At 73.1% G+C, this 19,843-nt stretch carries 17 protein-coding genes; 7 read left to right on the top strand and 10 right to left on the bottom strand.

Annotated features, from left to right (window positions below; all coding sequences use genetic code 11):
- The first annotated feature begins 31 nt into the window (after positions 1–31).
- The gene (argC, locus tag NQZ70_RS31530) at positions 32–982 is read left to right on the top strand and encodes an N-acetyl-gamma-glutamyl-phosphate reductase (protein ID WP_237244214.1); all 951 of its coding nucleotides are present in this window, start codon (positions 32–34) and stop codon (positions 980–982) included.
- A 46-nt stretch (positions 983–1,028) separates the two neighbouring features.
- Here argC and NQZ70_RS31525 read toward each other — a convergent pair whose 3' ends face one another.
- Positions 1,029–1,457 carry a YciI family protein gene (locus tag NQZ70_RS31525; protein WP_129577532.1) on the bottom strand — a complete coding sequence of 143 codons (429 nt, stop codon included), beginning with the start codon at positions 1,455–1,457 and terminating at the stop codon, positions 1,029–1,031.
- Between the two features lie 235 nt (positions 1,458–1,692).
- Positions 1,693–2,661 (bottom strand): LysR family transcriptional regulator, encoded by a 969-nt coding sequence (locus tag NQZ70_RS31520; RefSeq protein WP_129577531.1) that lies wholly within the window; start codon positions 2,659–2,661, stop codon positions 1,693–1,695.
- 76 nt (positions 2,662–2,737) lie between these two features.
- Between NQZ70_RS31520 and NQZ70_RS31515 the strand changes: the two genes are divergently transcribed.
- Together NQZ70_RS31515 and NQZ70_RS31510 are read left to right on the top strand one after the other, a co-directional pair.
- Entirely contained in the window at positions 2,738–3,403 is a 666-nt protein-coding gene (locus NQZ70_RS31515; RefSeq protein ID WP_129577530.1) for a glutathione binding-like protein, read from the top strand.
- Between the two features lie 166 nt (positions 3,404–3,569).
- Positions 3,570–5,132 (top strand): hypothetical protein, encoded by a 1,563-nt coding sequence (locus tag NQZ70_RS31510; RefSeq protein WP_129577529.1) that lies wholly within the window; start codon positions 3,570–3,572, stop codon positions 5,130–5,132.
- 93 nt (positions 5,133–5,225) lie between these two features.
- On the opposite strand, the gene NQZ70_RS31505 is transcribed toward NQZ70_RS31510, so the two are convergent.
- From NQZ70_RS31505 to NQZ70_RS31495, 3 genes are all read right to left on the bottom strand, one after another.
- A complete protein-coding gene (locus NQZ70_RS31505; RefSeq protein WP_129577528.1) occupies positions 5,226–6,386 on the bottom strand; it encodes an STAS domain-containing protein in 1,161 nt (386 codons plus the stop codon).
- Between the two features lie 212 nt (positions 6,387–6,598).
- The gene (locus tag NQZ70_RS31500) at positions 6,599–7,396 is read right to left on the bottom strand and encodes a hypothetical protein (RefSeq protein ID WP_165374272.1); all 798 of its coding nucleotides are present in this window, start codon (positions 7,394–7,396) and stop codon (positions 6,599–6,601) included.
- A 205-nt stretch (positions 7,397–7,601) separates the two neighbouring features.
- A complete protein-coding gene (locus tag NQZ70_RS31495) occupies positions 7,602–9,092 on the bottom strand; it encodes a monooxygenase (RefSeq protein ID WP_129581689.1) in 1,491 nt (496 codons plus the stop codon).
- Positions 9,093–9,221: 129 nt separating this feature from the next.
- Here NQZ70_RS31495 and NQZ70_RS31490 point away from each other — a divergent pair, with 129 nt between their 5' ends.
- Entirely contained in the window at positions 9,222–9,926 is a 705-nt protein-coding gene (locus NQZ70_RS31490; RefSeq protein WP_129577527.1) for a TetR/AcrR family transcriptional regulator C-terminal domain-containing protein, read from the top strand.
- A gap of 21 nt (positions 9,927–9,947) precedes the next feature.
- On the opposite strand, the gene NQZ70_RS31485 is transcribed toward NQZ70_RS31490, so the two are convergent.
- Both NQZ70_RS31485 and NQZ70_RS31480 read right to left on the bottom strand, forming a co-directional pair.
- Entirely contained in the window at positions 9,948–10,772 is an 825-nt protein-coding gene (locus tag NQZ70_RS31485) for a transcriptional regulator (RefSeq protein WP_207217533.1), read from the bottom strand.
- 127 nt (positions 10,773–10,899) lie between these two features.
- The gene (locus NQZ70_RS31480; protein ID WP_129577526.1) at positions 10,900–12,219 is read right to left on the bottom strand and encodes a hypothetical protein; all 1,320 of its coding nucleotides are present in this window, start codon (positions 12,217–12,219) and stop codon (positions 10,900–10,902) included.
- 165 nt (positions 12,220–12,384) lie between these two features.
- Here NQZ70_RS31480 and NQZ70_RS31475 point away from each other — a divergent pair, with 165 nt between their 5' ends.
- The 3 genes from NQZ70_RS31475 to NQZ70_RS31465 are packed head-to-tail and all read left to right on the top strand — an operon-like array spanning position 12,385 to position 14,875.
- The gene (locus NQZ70_RS31475; RefSeq protein ID WP_129577525.1) at positions 12,385–12,837 is read left to right on the top strand and encodes a hypothetical protein; all 453 of its coding nucleotides are present in this window, start codon (positions 12,385–12,387) and stop codon (positions 12,835–12,837) included.
- On the top strand, positions 12,837–13,541 hold the full coding sequence (locus NQZ70_RS31470) for a hypothetical protein (RefSeq protein WP_129577524.1): 705 nt from the start codon (positions 12,837–12,839) through the stop codon (positions 13,539–13,541). Before NQZ70_RS31475 ends, NQZ70_RS31470 begins: the two co-directional genes overlap by 1 nt.
- On the top strand, positions 13,538–14,875 hold the full coding sequence (locus NQZ70_RS31465) for an SLC13 family permease (RefSeq protein WP_129577523.1): 1,338 nt from the start codon (positions 13,538–13,540) through the stop codon (positions 14,873–14,875). Before NQZ70_RS31470 ends, NQZ70_RS31465 begins: the two co-directional genes overlap by 4 nt.
- Positions 14,876–14,935: 60 nt before the next feature.
- Here the strand turns inward: NQZ70_RS31465 and NQZ70_RS31460 are convergent, their stop codons facing one another.
- The 3 genes from NQZ70_RS31460 to NQZ70_RS31450 all read right to left on the bottom strand — a co-directional run bounded on the left by NQZ70_RS31460 (position 14,936) and on the right by NQZ70_RS31450 (position 19,492).
- Positions 14,936–17,317: a PAS domain S-box protein gene (locus NQZ70_RS31460; RefSeq protein ID WP_129577522.1), complete on the bottom strand. Its 2,382-nt coding sequence runs from the start codon at positions 17,315–17,317 to the stop codon at positions 14,936–14,938.
- The gene (locus NQZ70_RS31455; protein ID WP_129577521.1) at positions 17,307–18,437 is read right to left on the bottom strand and encodes a response regulator; all 1,131 of its coding nucleotides are present in this window, start codon (positions 18,435–18,437) and stop codon (positions 17,307–17,309) included. The genes NQZ70_RS31460 and NQZ70_RS31455 overlap by 11 nt, the downstream gene beginning before the upstream one ends.
- A 254-nt stretch (positions 18,438–18,691) precedes the next feature.
- On the bottom strand, positions 18,692–19,492 hold the full coding sequence (locus NQZ70_RS31450) for a phosphotransferase enzyme family protein (RefSeq protein WP_129577520.1): 801 nt from the start codon (positions 19,490–19,492) through the stop codon (positions 18,692–18,694).
- Positions 19,493–19,843 lie beyond the last annotated feature (351 nt).

Below are 19,843 nucleotides of genomic sequence, written 5' to 3'. Positions count from 1 at the left end.
GGGGCGCGCTCGGCGTATGGAAACGCCCACCATGCATCGGGTGTTCATCGACGGACAGGAAGGGACGACGGGGCTCCAGATCCGCGAGCGGCTGCAGGGCCGCCGCGACCTCCAGCTGCTCGAGATCGATCCGGAGCGGCGCAAGGACCCGGCGGCGCGCCGCGCGATGATCAACGAGGCGGATCTGCTCATCACGTGCCTGCCCGACGACGCCGCCCGCGAGTCGATCGGGATGATCGAGAACCCGAGCACGCGCGTCATCGATCCGAGCACCGCGCACCGCACCGCCGACGGCTGGGTGTACGGCTTCCCCGAGCTCCGCCCCGGGCAGCGCGAGGCCGTCCGGCGCGCGCGGCGCGTCGCCGTCCCCGGGTGCCACGCGACCGGCTTCCTCGCGCTCGTGGTTCCGCTGGTCGATCAGGGGCTCCTGCCCAGGGACGCCCGCGTGGTCGCCCACTCGCTCACCGGCTACAGCGGCGGCGGGCGCAAGCTGATCCAGGCCTACGAGCAGGCCGACCCGGCCCGCCGCGAGCAGCTCCGCAGCGCGCGCCCGTACGGGCTCACCCTGCAGCACAAGCACCTGCCGGAGATGCGCGCCATCGCCGGGCTGGAGCGGGCGCCGCTCTTCCAGCCGGTCGTGGGCGACTTCTACAAGGGCATGCTCGTCTCGGTGCCGCTCTTCGTGGACGCCCTGAGCCGACCGGCGACGCCCGCGTCGGTGCACGAGCTCTACGCGTCGTATTACGCCGGCGAGCCGTTCATCCGGGTGATGCCGCTTGGCGGCCAGGGCGCGCTGGACGACGGCTACCTCGGCGCCCTCGAGTGCAACGACACGAACCGACTCGACGTCTTCGTGTTCGGCAAGCCCGATCAGATCCTGGTCGTCGCGCGCCTCGACAACCTCGGCAAAGGCGCCTCCGGCGCGGCGGTGCAGAACCTGAATCTGATGCTGGGCACCCCGGAGGACGCCGGCCTCGGCTGATCGTGACCCCGCGCGCGGGGCCCGCCGGGGCGCTGCGGCCGCGGCGTCACGTGCTCATGCGCCGCGCCGGCTGCGCCAGCATCTCGGGTAGCCCGGCCACGGCCTCCTGGACGTCGGCGGGGAAGTCCGCGAGCTCCTGGACCTGGCGAACCTCGATGATCGCGTCTTCCGAGCCGGGGCAGCGCGAGGCCCACGCGATCGCCTCTTCCCTCGACTTCACCTGGATGATCCAGTAGCCGCCGAGCACCTCCTTTGCTTCGGCAAAAGGCCCGTCGACCACCTGGGGCTTCCCTCCGGGGAACGAGATGCGCGCGCCCATCGAGGGCGGGTGGAGGCCGTCGAGCGCGAGCAGCACGCCCGCCCTCTGCAAGGATTCGTTGTACCTCATCATCGCAGCGACCGCCTTGGCGTCCGGCATCGTGCCCGGCGCCGCGCTCTCGTACCCCCTCGGGATCATCAGCATCATGAATCGCATCGTCGTGTCTCCCTTCTCGAGCCGCGCTCGGCGCGGTCTCGACCGGGCGTGAGCCCTCGCCCTTGTCGACGCGACGAACGAGGGGACGCGAGATCGACACATCGGGCGATTTTTTTCTGCGTCGGCCCGAAACAGGGGCGCCCGCGCCGCCCGCCCTCACCCGTCCGTCCGGTCCCCGGCGCCCTGGCGCGGCGCCTCCGTCATCGCCGCACGTCCCGAGGCGCGGCTCGCCGCCTCATCCGGCGCGGGTGTAGAGCCGCGGCGCCGAGCCCTCCAGTGCGGCGCTCAGGCGCTCGGCGGCGTCCGCCGACGCGCGCCGGCAGGCGATCCGCCACGGCCGGCGCAGCGGGCCGGACGAGAGCCGCTTGACCGTCAGATCGCCGTCCGCGAGATAGCCGTGCGCCATCCACTCCGACAGGACCGCGATGCCCATGCCGGCGCGCGCCGCGTCGATGACGGCCTCGGTCAGCGGAAAGCGCAGGAACTCGAGCCTGGGCCGCTTTCGCCCGAAGACGGCGCCCATGAACCAGCGCGCCTCGGCCGGCGGCGTGTTCGACGTGATGAGCGGGCCCTTCCGGAGGTGATCGCGCGTGAGCGACCCCCGCCCGGCGAGCGGGTGCGAGGTCGAGACCACGAACACGACCTCGTCCGAGAAGAGCGGCCGCTCCGCGAGCGCGCCGCCCCCCTCGCGGGGGCCCGGCAACGAAGCGGTGGTGAGCAGCGCGACGTCGATGTCGCCCCGGACGAGCGCGCCGACCGGATCCTGGGTGTGCTCCACCGCGAGCTCCACCTCGAGGCGGGGAAGCCGGCGCCGTAGGCCCGCCATCGCCGAGGGCAGCCAGCGGTACGCCGTGTAGCACTCGCACACGAGGCGGACGCGCGTCGTCGGGGCCGCGGGCGCCGCCACCTCCAGCTCGAGCTCGCGGAGCTGCGCGAGGATCAGCCCGGCGCCGGCGATGAGCCGCTCGCCCGCGGCGGTCGGCGTGACCCCGCGCGCGGTGCGCTCGAAGAGGCGCGCGCCGACCCGCTCCTCCGCCTGGGCGAGCGCCCGGCTCACGGCGGACTGCGTGATGTGCATCGCGGACGCCGCGCCCGCCGTGCTCCCGGCGGCCGAGAGCGCGACGACGAGCTCCAGATCGCGGATCTCGAGCTGGGGCCGCGGGCCGATGGCCGGGGGCGCAGGGAGAGCAGCTATGCGTGACACGCATAGATCCTATCACGACGATGCGTTGGACGCACAGCCTCTCGAGGCGCACCTTCCTCGCCGTCAGGAGGTCTTCATGAAGCTCTATTTCTCCCCGCTCGCATGCTCTCTCGCCACGCGCATCGCGCTCTACGAGGCCGGCGCCGAGGCCTCGTTCGTCGAGGTCGACCCGAAGACGAAGCGGACCGAGGACGGCGCGGACTTCCGCGCCGTCCACCCGCTCGGGCTCGTGCCCGCGCTCGAGATCGAGGGCGGCGAGATCCTCACCGAGAACGCGGCGGTCCTGCAGCTCGTCGCGGAGCGGTTCCCGGAGGCGGGGCTCGCGCCGCGGGATCCGCTCGGCCGGGCGCGGCTCCAGCAGTGGCTGTGCTTCATCGGCACCGAGCTCCACAAGGCGGTCTACGTGCCGCTCCTCGACAAGGCGGCCCCGGCCGAGGTCAAGAGCTACGCGCTCGCCAAGGCGGACGCGCGCCTCGGCTGGGTGGCGGGGCGGCTCGAAGGGCGGGAGTTCTTGCTCGATCGCTTCTCGGTCGTCGACGCCTACCTCTTCACGGTGCTCAACTGGTCCTCGGTCACGCCCATCGACCTGAAGGCCTGGCCGGCGCTCCGCGCGTACCAGGCGCGCCTGCGTGCGCGCCCCAGCGTGGCGCGCGCCTTCGACGAGGAGTGGGCGCGCTTCGTCCGGGAGACCGAGCGCCACGGGGAGAGCCTCCCCGCCGGCGCCCAGCGCGCCGTCGGGTGACGGGTCGACCGCGACGCGACCTGCGCGCGCCGCACGAAATCGACGGCGGCGCGCGGCGCGCGGCGCTCGCCGCTCGCCGCTCAAAATGAGACGACGGCCGCGCGCCGTCGTCGCGCGGCCGCCGAACGCGCTTTTCATGCGCGGGCGTCTCTGATACGAAGTTATCATGAGATACTTGCGACAACTCTTCGTCTGCTCGATTCTTTCGGCGCTCACGATCCCGGTCGGCTGCGGAGCGGAGGCGCCGGACGGCGCCGAGCAGGTTTCCGACGTCGGCTCGATCAGCCTCGCCCTGGTCGGGACCAGCGCCACGGGCGCGACCTACCGCCTATCCCGCGCGTGGTTCGACATCGACGGCCCGACGAACCGGCTCGTGTATGGAGACGTCGACACGACGGTGCTCACGGAGGTGCTGCCGGTCGGCCGCTATGACGTGTACCTGGAGCCCGGCTGGGTCCTCGAGCGGTGGACCGGCGGCGGCTACCAGCAGGTCCAGGCGGCCCTGACGTCGCCCAACCCGGCGACGGTCTTCATCTACGAAGGCGCGGCGTCGACGGTCGTATTTCAATTCCGGGCGGACGACGATGTCGTCTCCGTCGGCCAGGGGACGCTCGACATCGCCATCGGGGTCGACGACACGACGGCGCTCCGCGAGGACACCGACGTGGCGTGCAGCAACGGCTACGATGACGATGGGGACGGGTACGCGGACTGCAGCGATCCGGACTGCCAGTGGCAGCCCTTCTGCGCGCCATGGGGCGAGAACACCGACGTGGCCTGCAGCAACGGCTACGATGACGACGGGGACGGATACACGGACTGCAGCGATTCGGACTGCCAGTGGCAGCCCTTCTGCGCGCCATGGGGCGAGAACACCGACGTGGCCTGCAGCAACGGCTACGATGACGACGGGGACGGGTACGCGGACTGCAGCGATCCGGACTGCCAGTGGCAGCCCTACTGCGTGCCGTGGCGCGAGGACAACGATGCGGCGTGCAGCAACGGCTATGACGACGACGGGGACGGGCTCGCGGATTGCAACGATCCGGAGTGCCAGGGGCAGCCCGCCTGCATGCCGTGGGGCGAGAGCACCGACGCGGCGTGCAGCAACGGCTACGACGACGACTGGGACGGGCTCACCGATTGCGGCGATCCGGACTGCCAGTGGCTGCCTTTCTGCGCGACGCCGGCCCTCCTCATCGAGAGCTTCGATGACGGAGACTTCTTTGGCGGCCCGCCGTACGCCGGCATCTCGCCGCCGTTCACCGGGCCGTGGGTGGCGCTGAGCGACGCGACCATCCCGCCCCTCGAGCTGGTCCCGTCGGCAGGGCCCGGCACCGGGACGGCGCTCGGCGTTTACTCCCCGGCGATCCCGACCGAGTGGGGCGCCGGCGTCATGCTCGACTTCGACGCGTGGTCGGTCAACGTGGCGAGCTTCCAGGGCATCCGCTTCAAGATGCGCTCCGAGTCCTACCCGGTCCGCTTCGAGGTCAGCTCGCTCCTCACCGTGCCCGAGAGTGGGTACTGCTCGGTTTGCCTCGACCACCATGGAATCGACCTCTGGTCCGGATCGGAGTGGATCACCGTGGAAGTGCGCTGGTCGGACTTGCGGCAGCAGGGGTGGGGCACGCCGGCGCCGCTCGACGTGTGGAACGTCATGGACCTGATCTGGCGCACGCCCGCGGGGCAGGCGGCGTCCCTCGAGCTCGACGACATCGAGCTGTTCTGAGCCCAGGCGCCCGGCGTTCGCGGCGCCGAGCGCGCGAGCTGCGCCAGGGGTGGCGTAGCCCCTCGCGCCGCGCCGCGGTGGGCGGCGCGCCGGTCAGGGGCTCGATCGCGGCGCCGGCGGGCGCCGGCTCAGCCGCTGCATGCAGTGCGTGAGGCCGGCGCGCAGGTTGGCCTTTGTCACGATGGCGCTGAGGTCGAGCCCCAGCGCCACCATCGTTTGCGCCACGTTCGGGCGAATGCCGCAGATGATCCCCTCGGCGCCGAGCAGCTGGATGGCCCTCACGAGCTTGATCAGGTGATCGGCCACCTTCGTGTCCACGACCTGCACGCCGGTGAGATCCAGGACCGCGAAGCGCGCCGCGCGGATCGAGATCGCCTCGAGCAGGCTCTCCATCGCCTCGGCCGTCCTCGCGCTGTCGACGACGCCGATCATGGGCAGCGCCAGCACGCCGTCCCACACCTCGATGATCGGCGCGGCGAGCTCCCGGATGACCCGCTGCTGCGCCTCGATCACGTCGAGCTTCGTCTGGAGGGCCTCGTGCGCGCGCTGGCCCTCCGTCACGTCGAGCGAGAACCCGACGACGGAGCGGACGTGCCCCGCGGCCCTGGAGAGCGGGACCATCCAGCTCTCCCACACACAGCCGTGGACCTCCGACAGCCCGTGCTGCGCCTCGCCGGCCAGCGCGCGCTCGATGCCGTCCGCCATGTCGCCGTAAAGGTCGAAGATGTTCTGTCCAACGAGCTGCCCAGGCCGATGACCGGCGGCCGCGAGCGCCTTGCCGTCGTGGTAGGTGTATGTGCCATCGGCGTCGATGGCCCACACCGCTATCGGGAGGGCGTCGATGAGCGCGCCGAGGATCCGGTCCCGCTCCCTCAGCCGGGCCAGCTCCCCCTGGACGCCGTCGCCCGGGGGCGCGTCGCGGAACGCGCCATAGACCAGCCCATCCGTGCGCGCGCCGCGCACGACGCACGAGAACGGCCTGTAGCTCTGCTCCGCGCTCAGGACCCGGCCGTGGAGCTCCACGGGGGCGGTGCTCCCGCGGACCTGCTCCCAGCTCGTCGTGAGCGTGCAGCGGTCCTCAGGGTGGAAGAGCTCGGTCAACGTGGTCCCTTGTGCGAGCGCAGGCCCGACGACCTGGCCCAGCGCGTCGCTCCACCGCAACAGCGCGCCGTCGCCCCTCGCGACGAACAGCATCTCCGTAGAGTGGGCGATGAAATCGTCCAGCGAACCAAGCGATCCATTCGCTTCGGTCATCGTGCTCCCCTCCGCAACCGGACAGGCGAATCGCGGTTGCGCATCCCACGTTACATCGATGACCGCACGTCGATAGTAGGGGGCAATCCGGAACGCGCACAAGGGCCTCGCCTTAACCCGGCCTCTCGATTCGACGACAGGAATGCGGCGCCGCCGGCGAGCGCCGGTCGCCGTACGACCGGTACATACCGGTTCGTCCGCGTCGGAGCGGCTCAGTCGCCGGCGACCTGGGTGGGAATGCCGAGCAGGTAGATCTTCTTCATCCTGCCGCCGATCACCCCCTTTTCCCATCGATACCCTTCGTCCCCGAGCCCGCGCAGCAGCTCGTCCAGGTCCTCGAGCGTGTAGGTCCTCGCGTTCGAGACCGCCCCGTCCCAGGCGAAGCACAGCGGGATGATCGGGAAGAGGTACGTGAAGACGAGCTGCCGCGCGGTCACGGGCCTCGCCAGCGGCGTCATGAGGAGGCACATGAGGAAGTTGGCCGGCAGGGCGGTCCACCAGAGAAACGCCGGATAGCTGTTGTCGCTGATCTCGAAGATGCAGATGGGCTGTCTGCTCCTCTGGGCCGTCTCCAAGATCTTCCTCGCGCTCTCCGGTCTCATGTGGTGGAAGCTGCTGATCATGGTCCGGAGCCCCGCCGTCTCGCGGCCCGCCTCGGTGGCGTCGAGCGGGGTCGTCCGGTACGACACGTTGCTCCCTCCCCGGGCGTTGATGCGCGTCGCCGCCTCCGTGTTGGGGTAGAGATCGGTGAGCGTCAGCGTGACGCCCTCGAACCCCGGCTTCTGGTTCAGGCGCTCCAGGACGTCGAGCATCGGGCCGCCGCTCCCGGAGCAGAGGTCGACGATGCTGGCGGAGCGCGACTCACGGAGCGCGCGGGCGATCAGCTCCGCCAGCTCGTCGCTCGAGCCGAGCGCCTTGTGCACCGTCACGATCAGGCGCGTCATGCACGACCGCAGCCACCCCGGAAACCAGCTGAAGTCTTCGAGCTCGAACAGATGTATGCGCTTCATTCGCTCCTCGGGGGCGCGCGGCTCGGCCGTGCGCGGTAGCGCGGATCGAGCGCTGGAGCCGTCGGGGCGGGCACGCGCGCGTCCGCTGTGCGGGTGATCCGTGCCTGTGGAGTCTATTCAACTTCGCGCCGGGGAAGCGAGAGATCGCGCGGACGGGCGTGCGCCGTTTTCCATGCGCAGAGGCGCGCCGGGGCGTCAGGGCGCTTCACGCGCCGCCGCACCAGCGAGCGAGCGCGCTCCGGAGGTCGTCGAGCCGCGCCGCGCGCCCCGACGCGTCGCTCGCCCAGGCGACGTGCCCGTCCGGCCGCACCAGGAGGGCCTCGACGCCGGCGAGGTCGCCCGGCGGATCGACGATCGCCGCCTGGACGACATCGACGCGATCGCGGTAGGCCCCGCCCGCGGCCTGGAGATCGGCGTCGCCGGCGAGGTCGAGCAGCACGAACCGGCCCGCGTGGAGCAGCTCGTAGAGGCGCGCCGGACCGCGCGCGATCTCGAGGGCGCGGTCCGGCGCGCGCCTGCCGACCGAGGCGTGCGCCGGCGCGCCCTCGGCGGGGGGATACGCGACGTCGAGCGCGCTGATCTGCCCGGCGAGGCGCCGGTTCACGGCGTCGATCGCGAGCAGGTCGCTCAGGAGCTCGCGGAGGGCGAGGCCGGGCTCCGACACATCCATGAGCCGGGTCTGCGCCTCCGTGTTGCGCGACAGCGCCCGGCCGACGGGGTGGCGCTCGTCATGATAGCTGTCGAGCAGCCGAGGCGGCGCCCAGCCCTTGACCGCGGCGGCGAGCTTCCAGCCGAGGTTCATCGCGTCCTGCAGACCGACGTTGAGCCCCTGGCCGCCCATCGGAAAATGGATGTGCGCGGCGTCGCCCGCGAGGAGCGCGCGCCCGAGGCGGTACCGCTCGGCCAGCCGCGTCGCGTTGCCGAAGCGGGACAGCCAGCGCGCGCCGCGCATGCCGAAGTCCGTCCCGAGGATCCGCCGCACCGAGCCCCGCAGCTCGTCCAGCGTCACCGGCTCGGACCGGTCGGCGTGGGCCCGCAGCGGATCGTGCACGACGAAGCGGTGGAGCCCGTCGCCGAGCGGCACCATGAGCACGGCGCCGCGCGGGCCCGCGAGGGAGACGGGCCGGGCGGGGCGCTCCGCGAGCTCGACGTCGCCGAGGAAGGCCGTCCGCGTCGCGTCGCTGCCCGGGAAGCCGACGCCGAGCGAGCGCCTCACCACGCTCCCGGCCCCGTCGCAGCCCGCGACGTAGCCGGCGCGCGCGCCGTAGCGGCCCTCCGGGCCCTCGACCCGCAGCGAGACGCCCCCCTCGTCCTGCGAGACCTCGACGACCGCGTGGCCGCGCAGGACCTCGACCCCGAGCTCGCGGGCCCGCTCCTCCAGGAGCTCCTCCGTCTGGACCTGCGGCAGGAACAGCGTGTACGGGTGCCGCGTATCGAGGCGCGAGAGATCGAGCCGCGGCTCGAGCACCGCGAAGTGCGCCGCCGGCACCGGGGCGCCGCGGCGCAGGAAGCGGTCCACGATCCCGCGCTGGTCGAGGATCTCCAGCGTCCTCGGGTGCAGCGTGAGCGCGCGCGACTCCTGCATCCGCGCGGGCCGCTGCTCCAGCACCCGCACCCGGACCCGCGCGAGCGCGAGCTCGCAGGCCAGCATCAGGCCGACCGGACCGCCCCCCACGACGACCACCTCAGCATCCATCGCCATCGAAGCCTCCACGTCCAACAACGACTTGAACATTGTTAGAGTGACTCGAACGGTGTTAGAGTCAAGGCGCTGGCCCGATTTCCGGGCCCGAGGAGCCGGGGAAGGGGAGAGCGAGGCGCGGTCATGGGGCTGACACGGGAGCAGGTGGTTTCGACGGCGCTGCGGCTGCTCGGCGAGGTCGGGCTCGACGCGCTGACGATGCGCCGGCTCGGCCAGGAGCTGAGCGTGCAGGCGGCGACGCTGTACTGGCACGTCAAGAACAAGCAGGAGCTGCTCGACGCGATGGCGGAAGCGATGCTGGCCGACTGCGTGATCCGCGCGCCGGAGGGGGCGACGTGGAGGGACCGGGCGGCCGAGATGGCCGAGCGGCTCCGCCGGGCGCTCCTCGCGCACCGGGACGGGGCGCGGGTGTTCGCGGGGACCTACGTCACGCAGGAGAACACGCTGCGGTTCTCGGACCTGCTGCTCGGCGCGCTGGGCGACGCCGGGCTGTCGCCGCGCGCCGCCGCGTGGGGGGCGTGGACGCTGGTCTATTACACGATCGGCTTCACGCTCGAAGAGCAGGCCATCACCCCGGCCGGCGGGGCGGGCGGCGGCAAGGCCGACCCGGCGCACCTCCGGGAGGCGATGGCGCGCGGCGCGTACCCGCACCTCGCCGCGGCGTTCCCGCACATGGCCGACGCCGATCTCGACGCGCGGTTCCGCTACGGCGCGCGGCTCATCCTCGAGGGCCTCGCGGCGGCGCCGGGCGATGCGCCGCCGAGCCCGGCGCCCCAGGCCCCGCCGCGCCCGCGCAGGGGGCGGGGGCCGCTCCGCCGGAGCCGGTGACGGCGGAGCCCTCCTCGCCGATCACTGCGCTGCGCAGGTCCTCCGCAGGGCGCGCGCCTTGTCGATGCACGCCGTGAGGGCGTCCTCTGCGGGCTCGTCGGGGCACGAGGCCTCGAAATCGCGGATCGCGTCGCGGAGCCCGCGCAGGCGCGGGCCGCCGGCGCCGAGGTCGAGCTTGCCCTTGTGCCCGTCGTCGTCGTCGTCGCCTCCGACGAGCAGCAGCGTGCCGACCACAGCGCCCACGACGACGACGCCGGTGAGGACGCCGGCCACGATGACGCCGGTCTTGCCCTCCACGTCCGGGGGCTCCGCGTCCGGGAGCGACGGCGTGCCCGCCGGGATCTTCGGCGCCTCGAGGCCCGCGGCCAGCACCGTGGTGGTGATGCCGCCCGCGAGCCCGAGGCCGCCGATGACGAGGCTCGACACGGTGAGCGCGCTCGGCCCGGCGCCGGCGCTCGCGTTCACGTCCACGTTCACGCTGGCGGAGAGGCGCGCCTGCGCCGCGTTGCACACGGCGTAGGCGTCGAGGCGGTGGATCTCGAGCGACGCGCGCGGCGCGGTCTCGGGCGGCAGCTTCGCCGCGAGGATGATGTCGTCCGCCGAGCGCCGCAGCGTCAGCGGCGCGGCCGCGGCGTCCGAGGCCGCGGCGTCCGAGGCCGCGGCGTCCGAGGCCGCGGCGTCCGAGGCCGCGGCGTCCGAGGCCGCGGCGTCCGAGGCCGCGGCGTCCGAGGCCGCGGCGTCCGGCGCGGCCGCGGGCCGCGTGGAGGCCTTGCCGCACCCGGCCAGTCCACATGCGATGAGCAGGAGCGTCGTGCAGGAGAGGGCATGATCGCGTCGCAGGGTCATACTGCCACGCTACGCCGAATTACCGCGGTTTCGTCGAGTGAAATCGGCCTCACCGCAGATCCGATATCGGCCGACGAGCGGGCTCTGCGTGGGATAAAGCCGCGGTGTGTACGGCGCGTGGAGGGGCTCAAGGCGCGATGTAGGTCGGCCCTGCCACGGTGTTGAGCGTGAGCTTCGCCGCGTTCCCGATGACGTCGCTCGTGAGCGGGACGAGCGACGGCTCCTCCTTGGAGAGCTCGGCGGCGTCGATGCGGTACAGCGAGCCCGCGCTCCCCGGCATCCAGAGGTTGCCGGACTCGTCGACGGCGAGGTCCGTCACGAGCGCGAGCACGTCGATGTCGAAGAGGACCGCGGGCGTGAGCGTGCCGCTCGCCGCGCGCTCCTCCGGCGTGTACCGTACGAGCTGGTTGCCGGCGAAGTAGCCGACCCACAGGTTGCCGTCGGCGTCGAAGGCGAGCCCCTGCGGGCCGCGCAGGTTGGCGACCACGGGCGGCGGGCTCTGGCCGAGGAGGACCACGTCCGCGGGCTCGTCGGCGATGTCGGCCGCGAGCCGCTCGGCCGCGAACTTGGCGACGCCGTTCGTCGCGCCGTCGCCGACCCACAGGTTGCCGTCGGCGTCGAAGGCGAGCGACTCGGGGCGGCTCGCGTCGGGGCTCGTGAGCGTGATCGCGGGCGCGGGCTCGCCCGAGCCGCCGAGCGCCTCGGGCGCGAGCTTCACGACGCGGCTCAGGGTCGCGACCCACAGCGCGCCCTCGGCGTCGAAGGCGAGCGCGCGCGGGCCGCACGGCAACGAGGTCTCGCACACGGCGCTGCCGCCGAGCAGCACGTCGGGCTCGTCGGCGGTCGACGCGCCAAGGCGCGCCGCGTCGTACGCCGCGAGCTCGCCGGATCTATCGCCGATCCACAGGCGGCCCGCGCCGTCGACCCGCAGGGCCGTGGGGCTCGTGAGGCCCGCGTCGATGATCGCGCTCGGGGCCTGCTCGCCGCCCGCCGCGAGCTGCGCGGCGTCGAAGGCGAGGATCTGGCCGTCGCCGTTGACGTTCGTCACCCAGAGTTTCTCGCTCCCGGGCTCGCGCGTGTACCGCACGGCCACGGTCGCGGTCTCGCCGTCGCGCACGCACACGGTGTCCTCGCCCTCGATCGCGCCCTGGTAGGCCGGGCCGACCAGCTCGCCCGGGCTGCGGACGCGGTGGGCGCTGACGCGGTACTCGCCCGCCGGCAGCGTGAGCGTGCGGCTCTCGGCGGCCGTGCCCCCGTCCACGACGCCGGCGGCGTCGCTCACGCGCACGTCGGCGGGCACGGCCGACTCGATGTCGAGCGCGAGCGAGCCCGTGCCCGACGCGGGGCACGCGGCGGCCCCGGGGCCGCCGGTGCTCTCGCTGCCATCGCCGGAGCAGGCCGAGAGCGCCATCAGGATGCCGAATGCCCAAATTTTGCGTGCTTGCATGCTGACTCCTTGGCTGCGTCGTACGCAGGATCGTTCGTCGACTGCAGGCCTCGATCTAGCCTGGATCCGGGCCGTTCCGAGCAGCTACGCTGAGGTGCCCCCATGCCTCCGCCCCGACCGCCTCGCGACCATGGCCCGCGCCACGCTCCGTTGCCCTCGTCCGCGGTGTCCGCGCTCATCCGCCCCGGGAGGCTCGACGCGCTCCTCGCCCCGTGGATGCCCGACGCGGAGGAGCGCGCCTTCGTGGTCCGGTGCATCGTCGGGGAGGGCCCCATCCACCACCGCGGCGCGAGCTACACGCTGCTCTGCCTGCTCGGCCTCCTGCTCGAGGAGCTCGGTCCGGACGAGGGCGGCGCGCCGCGCGGCGAGTCGCTGCCCGTCCCGATCCGCCTGCCGCCGCACCTCGCGCGCGGCAGCGATCACGACTACCCGCTGGCCCTCCCGCTCGCGCCGCTGACGCGCCTCGCCCCGAAGGGCTCGCCGGAGCTCGCCGCGCTCGTCGACTGCCTCACCGACGGCCCGCCGCACCACGCGCTCGCCAACGCCGCCATGGTCTGCCTGCTCGACGCCCTCTTCGCGCGGGCCGGGCGCGCCCGCGCCGGGGTGGAGCCGGCCTGATGGCGCTGCCGCCGGCGCTCGGGCAGGCGTTCCGGATGGTGGCCGCCGAGCTGGGCATGCGCTCGGCGGCGCGGCTGTTCCTGCGCGAGCTGATGGCCGCCGGCGGCGCCCCGCTCGTCAGCGAGGCCCGCGACCAGCTCGGGCGCGAGTTCCCCGTCCTCGACTTCATCGCCGAGCGGTGGCTCTCCGGCGGCGCCGAGGCGCCGCTCGACCCCGCGGGCGTCCTCGACGCGCTCCGCGGCGTGACCCGGCTGCTCGTCGTGGGGATCGAGGCCGACTGCCTCGACGCGCTCGTGCCGCGGCTCTCCGGCGTCGAGGCGGGCCTCGTCACCGACGCGGGCGGGCTCGAGCCGGACTTCCGGCGGGTGCTCGCGAACTACGACGGGCTCATGACGCCGGTGGAGCTGTCCGAGCTCCACCGCTGGGCCGGGCGGAGGAGCGCGCTGCTCACCTTCGTCTACGGCACCGACGGGCACGCGGCGCACGTGAGCCCCTCGTGGCTGCGCGTCTCGGGCCCCGACGTGCGGACCCAGTTCCGCTCGCTGATCGGCTGGGACATCCTCGGCCGGCCCATGACGGTGTACCCGCGCTGGATGGTCGAGACGAGCCCAGCCGATTTCTCGTACCTCGTGCGGCCGCCCGGGCTCGGGGCCACCGCAGCTGGAGCGGGCCGCCCGCGCGCGCCCGCGCGCGAGGCGACGTGACGGCGCCCCAGGCCGCGCTCCTCGCCGTCCTGCTCGGCGCGCTCCTGCTCCAGGCGCTCCTGCCGTCGCGCCGCGTGCTCATCGTGACGGGCGGCGCGGCCCTCGCCTCCCTCGCGTCGACGCTGCTCGGGGTCGCGACCACGCAGCGCCTGCTCGCCGACGTGCCGTGGGACGTGCTCGTCATCCTCGTGACCCTGGGGCTCCTGTCCCAGCTCCTCGCCGCCTCGCGGCTCTTCGACCGCCTCGCCGTCGCGGCGACGCGGCTGAGCGGCGCCGAGCCCTTCCGCGTCGTTTTGGTGTTCTCGATCGCGATGTACCTCGTGAGCGGCGTCGTCAACAACCTCACGGCGCTCGTGCTCGTCCTGCCCGTGCTGCACGTGCTGCTCAAGCTCATGGGCACGCGGCAGCGGTACGTCTCCTGGCTGCTCGGCCTCTTGCTCGTCGCCTGCAACCTCGGCGGGGCCGCCACGCCGATCGGCGACTTCCCGGCCATCCTGCTGCTCGGCCGGGGCAGCATGACGTTCGGGGCCTACCTCTCCCGCGCCGCCCCGGCGACGCTCTTCGCGCTCGCCGTCCTGCTCCTCGTCGTGGGCGCCGTGGTGCGCCCGGCGGCCGGCGTGCCGCGCGATCCGGTCTCGGCGCGGCTCACGCGCGCGGCGATGGAGGCGCTCCACCGGCGAGTGCGCGCCGATCGGCGCCTCCTCGTGCCGGCGGTGGCGTCGCTCTCCGCGATGGTGGTCGCGTGGCTGTTCCTGCCCGCGGAGCTCGGCGTCGGCCCGGAGCTCGTGTGCTGGCTCGGCGCCGGCGCGGCGCTGCTCATGGCGCGCCGGCTCGGCGAGCGGCTCGCGAGGACGGGGCTCGACATCGAGGCGGTGCTCTTCCTCCTCTCGCTCTTCGTGATGGTCGCGGCGGTGCGGCGCACCGGGCTGTTCGAGGAGGTCTCGCGCTCGCTGGAGCGGCTGCCGGTCGCGCCGTCGCTCCAGCTCGTCGCGTTCCTCGTCCTCGCCGGCGTGCTCACCGGGCTGTTCTCGGCGGGCCCCAGCATGGCGGCGCTGCTCGACGTGGCCGAGTCGCTCGCCGAGCGGCTGCCCGGGCCCGCCGTCTACGTCGGCCTTGCCCTGTCGGTCTGCGCGGGCAGCTCGCTCTTCTTGACCGCCGCGACGTCGGGCCCGCTCGCGCAGGCGCTCACGGAGCGGGCCGACCTGCGGGACCTCGACGGAAAGCCCATCCGGTTCGGCTTCTTCGACTTCCTGCCGGCCGGCCTCCTGAGCTTCGCGGTCATCCAGGCCGTGGCGATCGCGTACGCGCTCCTCGCCGTCTGGACGGGGCGATGAGCCGCCCGCAGCTCCACCAGCTCGACATGGCCGTCGAGCTGGTCAGCTCGCCGGCCGCCGTCAGCGCGCCTCGGGGACGAGGAGCTCCTCGAGGACGGCCGTCAGCTCGTCGACCCTCACCGGCTTGGTCAGGTAGCGGTAGAACCCGGCCTGCTCGGCGCGGCGGGTGTCCCGGGGCATCGCCGCCGCGCTGAGCGCGATCACGGGGATGTCGCGCGTCTCCGGCCACTCGACGAGCTTGCGCGCGGCCTCGTAGCCGCTCATCCCGGGGAGGTTGATGTCCATGATGACGACCTCGGGCCGCCGCGACCGCGCGAGCTCGATGCCGATCTCGGCGTTCGGCGCGGTGATCAGGTGGACGCGCTCGAACTCGGAGATCAGCTCCTCCATGAACGCGATGTTCGACGGGTTGTCCTCGACGTAGAGGACCGAATGGCGGACGCCGCCGGGCCCGGCGAGCGGCGACGCCTCCAGGCGCGCGTCCGCCTGCGCCGCGGCGGCGACCAGCGGCGCCTCCTCGTGCGCCGGCAGCTCGATCCAGAACTCGGACCCTTCGCCCGGCTCGCTGCTGAAGCCGACGCCGCCGCACATGAGCTCCGCGAGCCGCTTGGTGATGGCGAGGCCGATCCCGGTCCCCTCGATCGGCCCCGTCTCCTGGCCGGCGCGCTGGAAGGGCTGGAAGATCTTCGCGTGCTGCTCGCGAGGGATGCCGATGCCGCTGTCCACCACGCAGATCCGCACGACGCCGTCCTCCGGCATCGACACCGCGATCGTGGCGCGGCCCCCCCGCCGGCCGTACTTGATCGCGTTCGAGCCGTAGTTCATGAGGATCTGCGCGAAGCGGGTGCGATCCGCGGTGATCTTCGGGAGCTCCGCCGGCAAGGGCGCGAGGGCGATCTCGATGCCGGCGCGCTGGGCCATCGGGTCGAGCGTCGTCTTCACCTCCTCCAGCACCTCGGCGACGTTCACCGGCTCCATCGACACCGTGACGCGGCCGGCCTCGATGCGCGAGAGGTCCAGGATGTCGTCGATCAGCTTGAGCAGGTGCTCGCCGCCCTTCAGGACGTGCTCGATCCGCTCCTTCTGGCGATCGGTGAGCGGCGTCTTCCGGTCGCGGTGGAGGAGCTGCGCGAAGCCGAGGATCGCGTTGAGCGGCGTGCGGAGCTCGTGGCTCATCGAGGCGAGGAACTCGCTCTTCGCGGAGCTGGCCGCCTCGGCGAGGGCCCGCGCCTTGCGGAGCTCCTCCGCGCGCTGCACGTCGCCGGTCATGTCCCAGAGGGTGCACACGGTCCCGCCCTCGGCCGTCCGGCGGTCGGTCGCGCGCAGGCTGCGCCCGTCGCTCGTGCAGAGATCCAGCGTGCCGCTCGGCTCCGCGTGGTAGGCGAGGAGCCGCGCGCGGAAGGCGGCCGGCGGCTCGCCGCCGAGGGCGAACAGCCCCGCGGCGATGCCCTCGTCGATGAGCTCGCCGTAGCTGCGACCGACGATCGGGCCGCTCACCCGCGCGCCGAGCCAGTGCCGGTACGCGCTGTTGCAGAGCGCGAGCCGATCCTGCGCGTCGAACACGGCGAACGCGCCCTGGATGCTCTCCACCGCGCTCCTGAGGAGGTCGCTCGTGCGCTTCGCCTCGGCCTCGAGGCGCTTCCGCTCGCTGATGTCGCGGGCCACCTTCGAGGTGCCGACGAGCTTGCCCTGGGCGTCGTGGATCGGAGAGGCGGTGATCGAGACGTCGATGTCCCTGCCGTCCTTGCGCCGGCGCACCGTCTCGAAGTGCTCGATGTGCTCGCCCCGCTTGAGCCGCTCGAGCGTCCGCAGCACCTCGTCCTCCCGCCCCGGCGGGGCGAGCACGGTGAGGGGCCGGTCGATCATCTCCTCGGCGGTGTAGCCGAAGATCGCCTGCGCGCCCCGGTTCCAGCTGACGACGCGCCCGTCGAGCGCCTCGCCGATGACGGCGTCCTCGGTGGAGTCCACGATCGCGGCCAGCCGCCGCATCGCGAGATCGACCCGCTTGCGGTCGCCGATGTCGCGGATGGCGCTCGAGACGAGCGTGCCCCGCTCGGTCGTCAGCGGGCTGAGGCTGATCTCGACCGGGAACTCGCTGCCGTCCCTCCGGCGCCCGAACAGCTCCAGCCCCGACCCCATCGGGCGCGCCCTGGGCGAGGCGGTGAACGCCGCGCGGTTCCCCACGTGCGCCCCCCGGAATCGCTCCGGGAGGAGGATCTCGATGGGGCGCCCGACGAGCTCGCCGCGCGCATGGCCGAACATCCGCTCGGTCTGGACGTTGACGAACACGATCCGCCCCTGCTCGTCGACGACCACCATGGCGTCGGGCGCCGCGTCGATGAGCAGGCGGAACGTGCCGTCGTCGAGCTCCGGGGCGCCGGTCCCGTGGGGCGCCTGCTCGGGCGGAGACGGGCGCTCGCTGGAGGAGAGTTCACGGGTCATCGGGGAGCCTCACGCAGAAGATGGCGCCGGGCGCGTTGTCCTCGATCCGGATGGTCCCGCCGTGCGCCTCGACGGCCATCTTGCAGAAGGCGAGCCCGAGGCCGCGGCCGGCGCGGTGGAGGACCTCGTCGCCGCCGCCGAGCTGGACGAAGCGATCGAACACCCGCGCGCGCATCTCGGCGGGGACGCCCGGCCCCGCGTCCGCCACGCGGATCTCCACCGCGTCGCCGTCCTTCGCGGCGCTCACGGTCACCGCGGAGCCGGCCGGGGCGTGCAGGATGGCGTTCTCGAGGAGGTTCTCGAGCGTGCGGCGGAGCAGGTCCGGGTCGGCCTGGACGGCGGGCGCCTCGACGGCCTCGCGCAGCGCGACCGACCCGGAGCTCGCGCGCAGGTCGAGCGCGGCGAACGCCTCGTGGACGAGCGCGCGGAGATCGACGCGCGCGCGCTCGGGGGCGAGCCGCCCTTCCTCGCTCTTGCTGATGTCGAGCAGGTTGTAGATGAGCCGCAGCAGGGAGCGCGCCTGATCGCGGATCTGCCGCGCGGAGTCGCGCGCCGGCTCCGGGAGCGCGCGGTCGCGGAGCAGGAACTGCGCGTGCAGGTCCATGCTGCTCACGGGGTTCTTCAGATCGTGCACGACGAAGGCCGTGAGCTGCTCCTTCTGGAGCTGGAGGCGCATGAGCGCGTCCCGCTGCTGCCGGACGAGCTCGACGTGCTCACGCAGCTCCGCGCCGAGCCGGCGCAGCCGCAGCGCGGCCTGCACGCGCGCGAGGAGCTCCGAGGTGCGGACGGGCTTGGTCAGGAAGTCGTCGCCGCCGGCGCGCAGCGCGCTGTCGAACGTGTCGACGTCGCGGAGCGCCGTCAGGAACACGATCGGCGTGCTCTCGCCCCCGGGGAGGCCGCGGATCCGGGCGCACACGGCGAAGCCGTCCATGCCCGGCATCCGCACGTCGAGCAGCACGCAATCCGGCCTGTGGCGCTCGAACTGCTGGATCCCCTCCTCGCCCGTGACGGCGAGCACGACCTCGTAGCCGTCGTCCTCAAGCGTGGCCTGGGCCAGGGCGCGGTTCTGCTCGTTGTCATCGACGACGAGCACCCTGGATCTCGGCTCTGGCTGCTCCATCCGCCCCCGGCTCCGGGCGCGAGGTTACACGAGGGGCAACGGTCCTACCATAGCGTTCGGAGCGATGCTGTCCGCCGGACGGTCGGTCGGTCGGTCGCGATTCCCGCCGTGACGCTCTGGAGTCATCGTACTTGCCCCCTCCTCACGGTGAGGGGATCTCTTCTTGGCGTTCTTGGCGGCTGGCGTTTCGAGTGCCTGCGCTTTCAGGCGTTTCAACCCGTTCGTCGCTCTGGCGAGGTGTCGCCTCGCGTCGGTCATCGGTCGGCGCCGGTGCGCCGCGCGCCGTGCAGGCCGGCGAAGCCCCGCAGCAGCCGCTCGCGCTGCGCCCGCAGGTAGCGGATGTCCTCTTCGTACAGCGCGGGGTGGCCGGCCGCGATGTGCGCCTGGGACGCGGCTTCGCCGGCCTCGGCCCGCTGGCGCATGGTGGCGAGGAGGGCCGTCAGCCGGTCGACCACCGTGTCGAGCAGCTCCGCCCCGGGCGCGACGCCGTAAGCGCGGCAAAACGCGGCGACCCGCCGCGCCTGCTCCTCCGGGCTGCCGGCGCTGTCCGGGTTGGTCGGCGCGTGCAGCGGCGCGAACCGGTAGATGGCATAGGCCAGATCCCACACGCGCGGCCCCGGGTGGGCGTTGTCGAAATCGATGAAGCCGACCACCCGGCCGGCGCGGACGACGCAGTTGTAGGGCGCCAGGTCGCCGTGACAGACCACCTCGGCCGGGGATCGGGCCGGCAGCTGCCACCGGTCGTCCGGCCCGGGCGCGAACGTCGCGCTCGCGTCGTGGAACCGGCGCAGCAAGGCGGCGGCGGACGTGAGGAGCTCGGGCGTGCGCAGCTCGGCCGGGAGCGCGTTGTGCACGTCGCCCTCGAGGTACGACAGCACCTCGTTTCCCTCGTCGTCGTAGCCGAACGGCTCCGGCGCCGCATCGAACCCCGCTGCGCGCAGGTGCTGCAGCAGCCGGTGGATGGCCGGCGCCGCCGCCGTCGCGGGCCGGTTGACCCGGTCCCCGCGCCGGCGCACGGTGTTGACCCCGCCCTGGAATACCGTCTCCTCGACCATGCTCCGACCTCCGGGGTCCACGCGTGTCCGCGCGGCTTCGTAGCGCATTCCTGGCGCCGAGAGCACGCGATTCGCGGCGCGGCGGCCTCATCCGCTCGAGGCGCGCGTGCCTCGCCGGCTCGCGCCTGCGGACAGGGCTGAACCCCGCGATCCGACGCCGCCCCCGAAGAGCAGGGGCAGGGATGATTTTCTGCTGACATGGAGAAGCGTCTGATTGGGGGATGCGGGCAACCTGCTGAGCTCGATTGAATTCTCGATGAGGAATGCCTTTTCTCTGCATGCCACGCACGCCGCGATCATGCCGCCAGACATCATACGAAGCCTTCTTGACCCACTCAGCGCCCCCCTCTA

Source organism: Sorangium sp. So ce836 (assembly GCF_028553905.1).
Lineage (GTDB): Bacteria > Myxococcota_A > Polyangia > Polyangiales > Polyangiaceae > Sorangium > Sorangium cellulosum_D.
The sequence above is the reverse complement of the archived record's forward strand: the minus strand, read 5'-3'. Positions and strand labels throughout refer to the sequence as shown.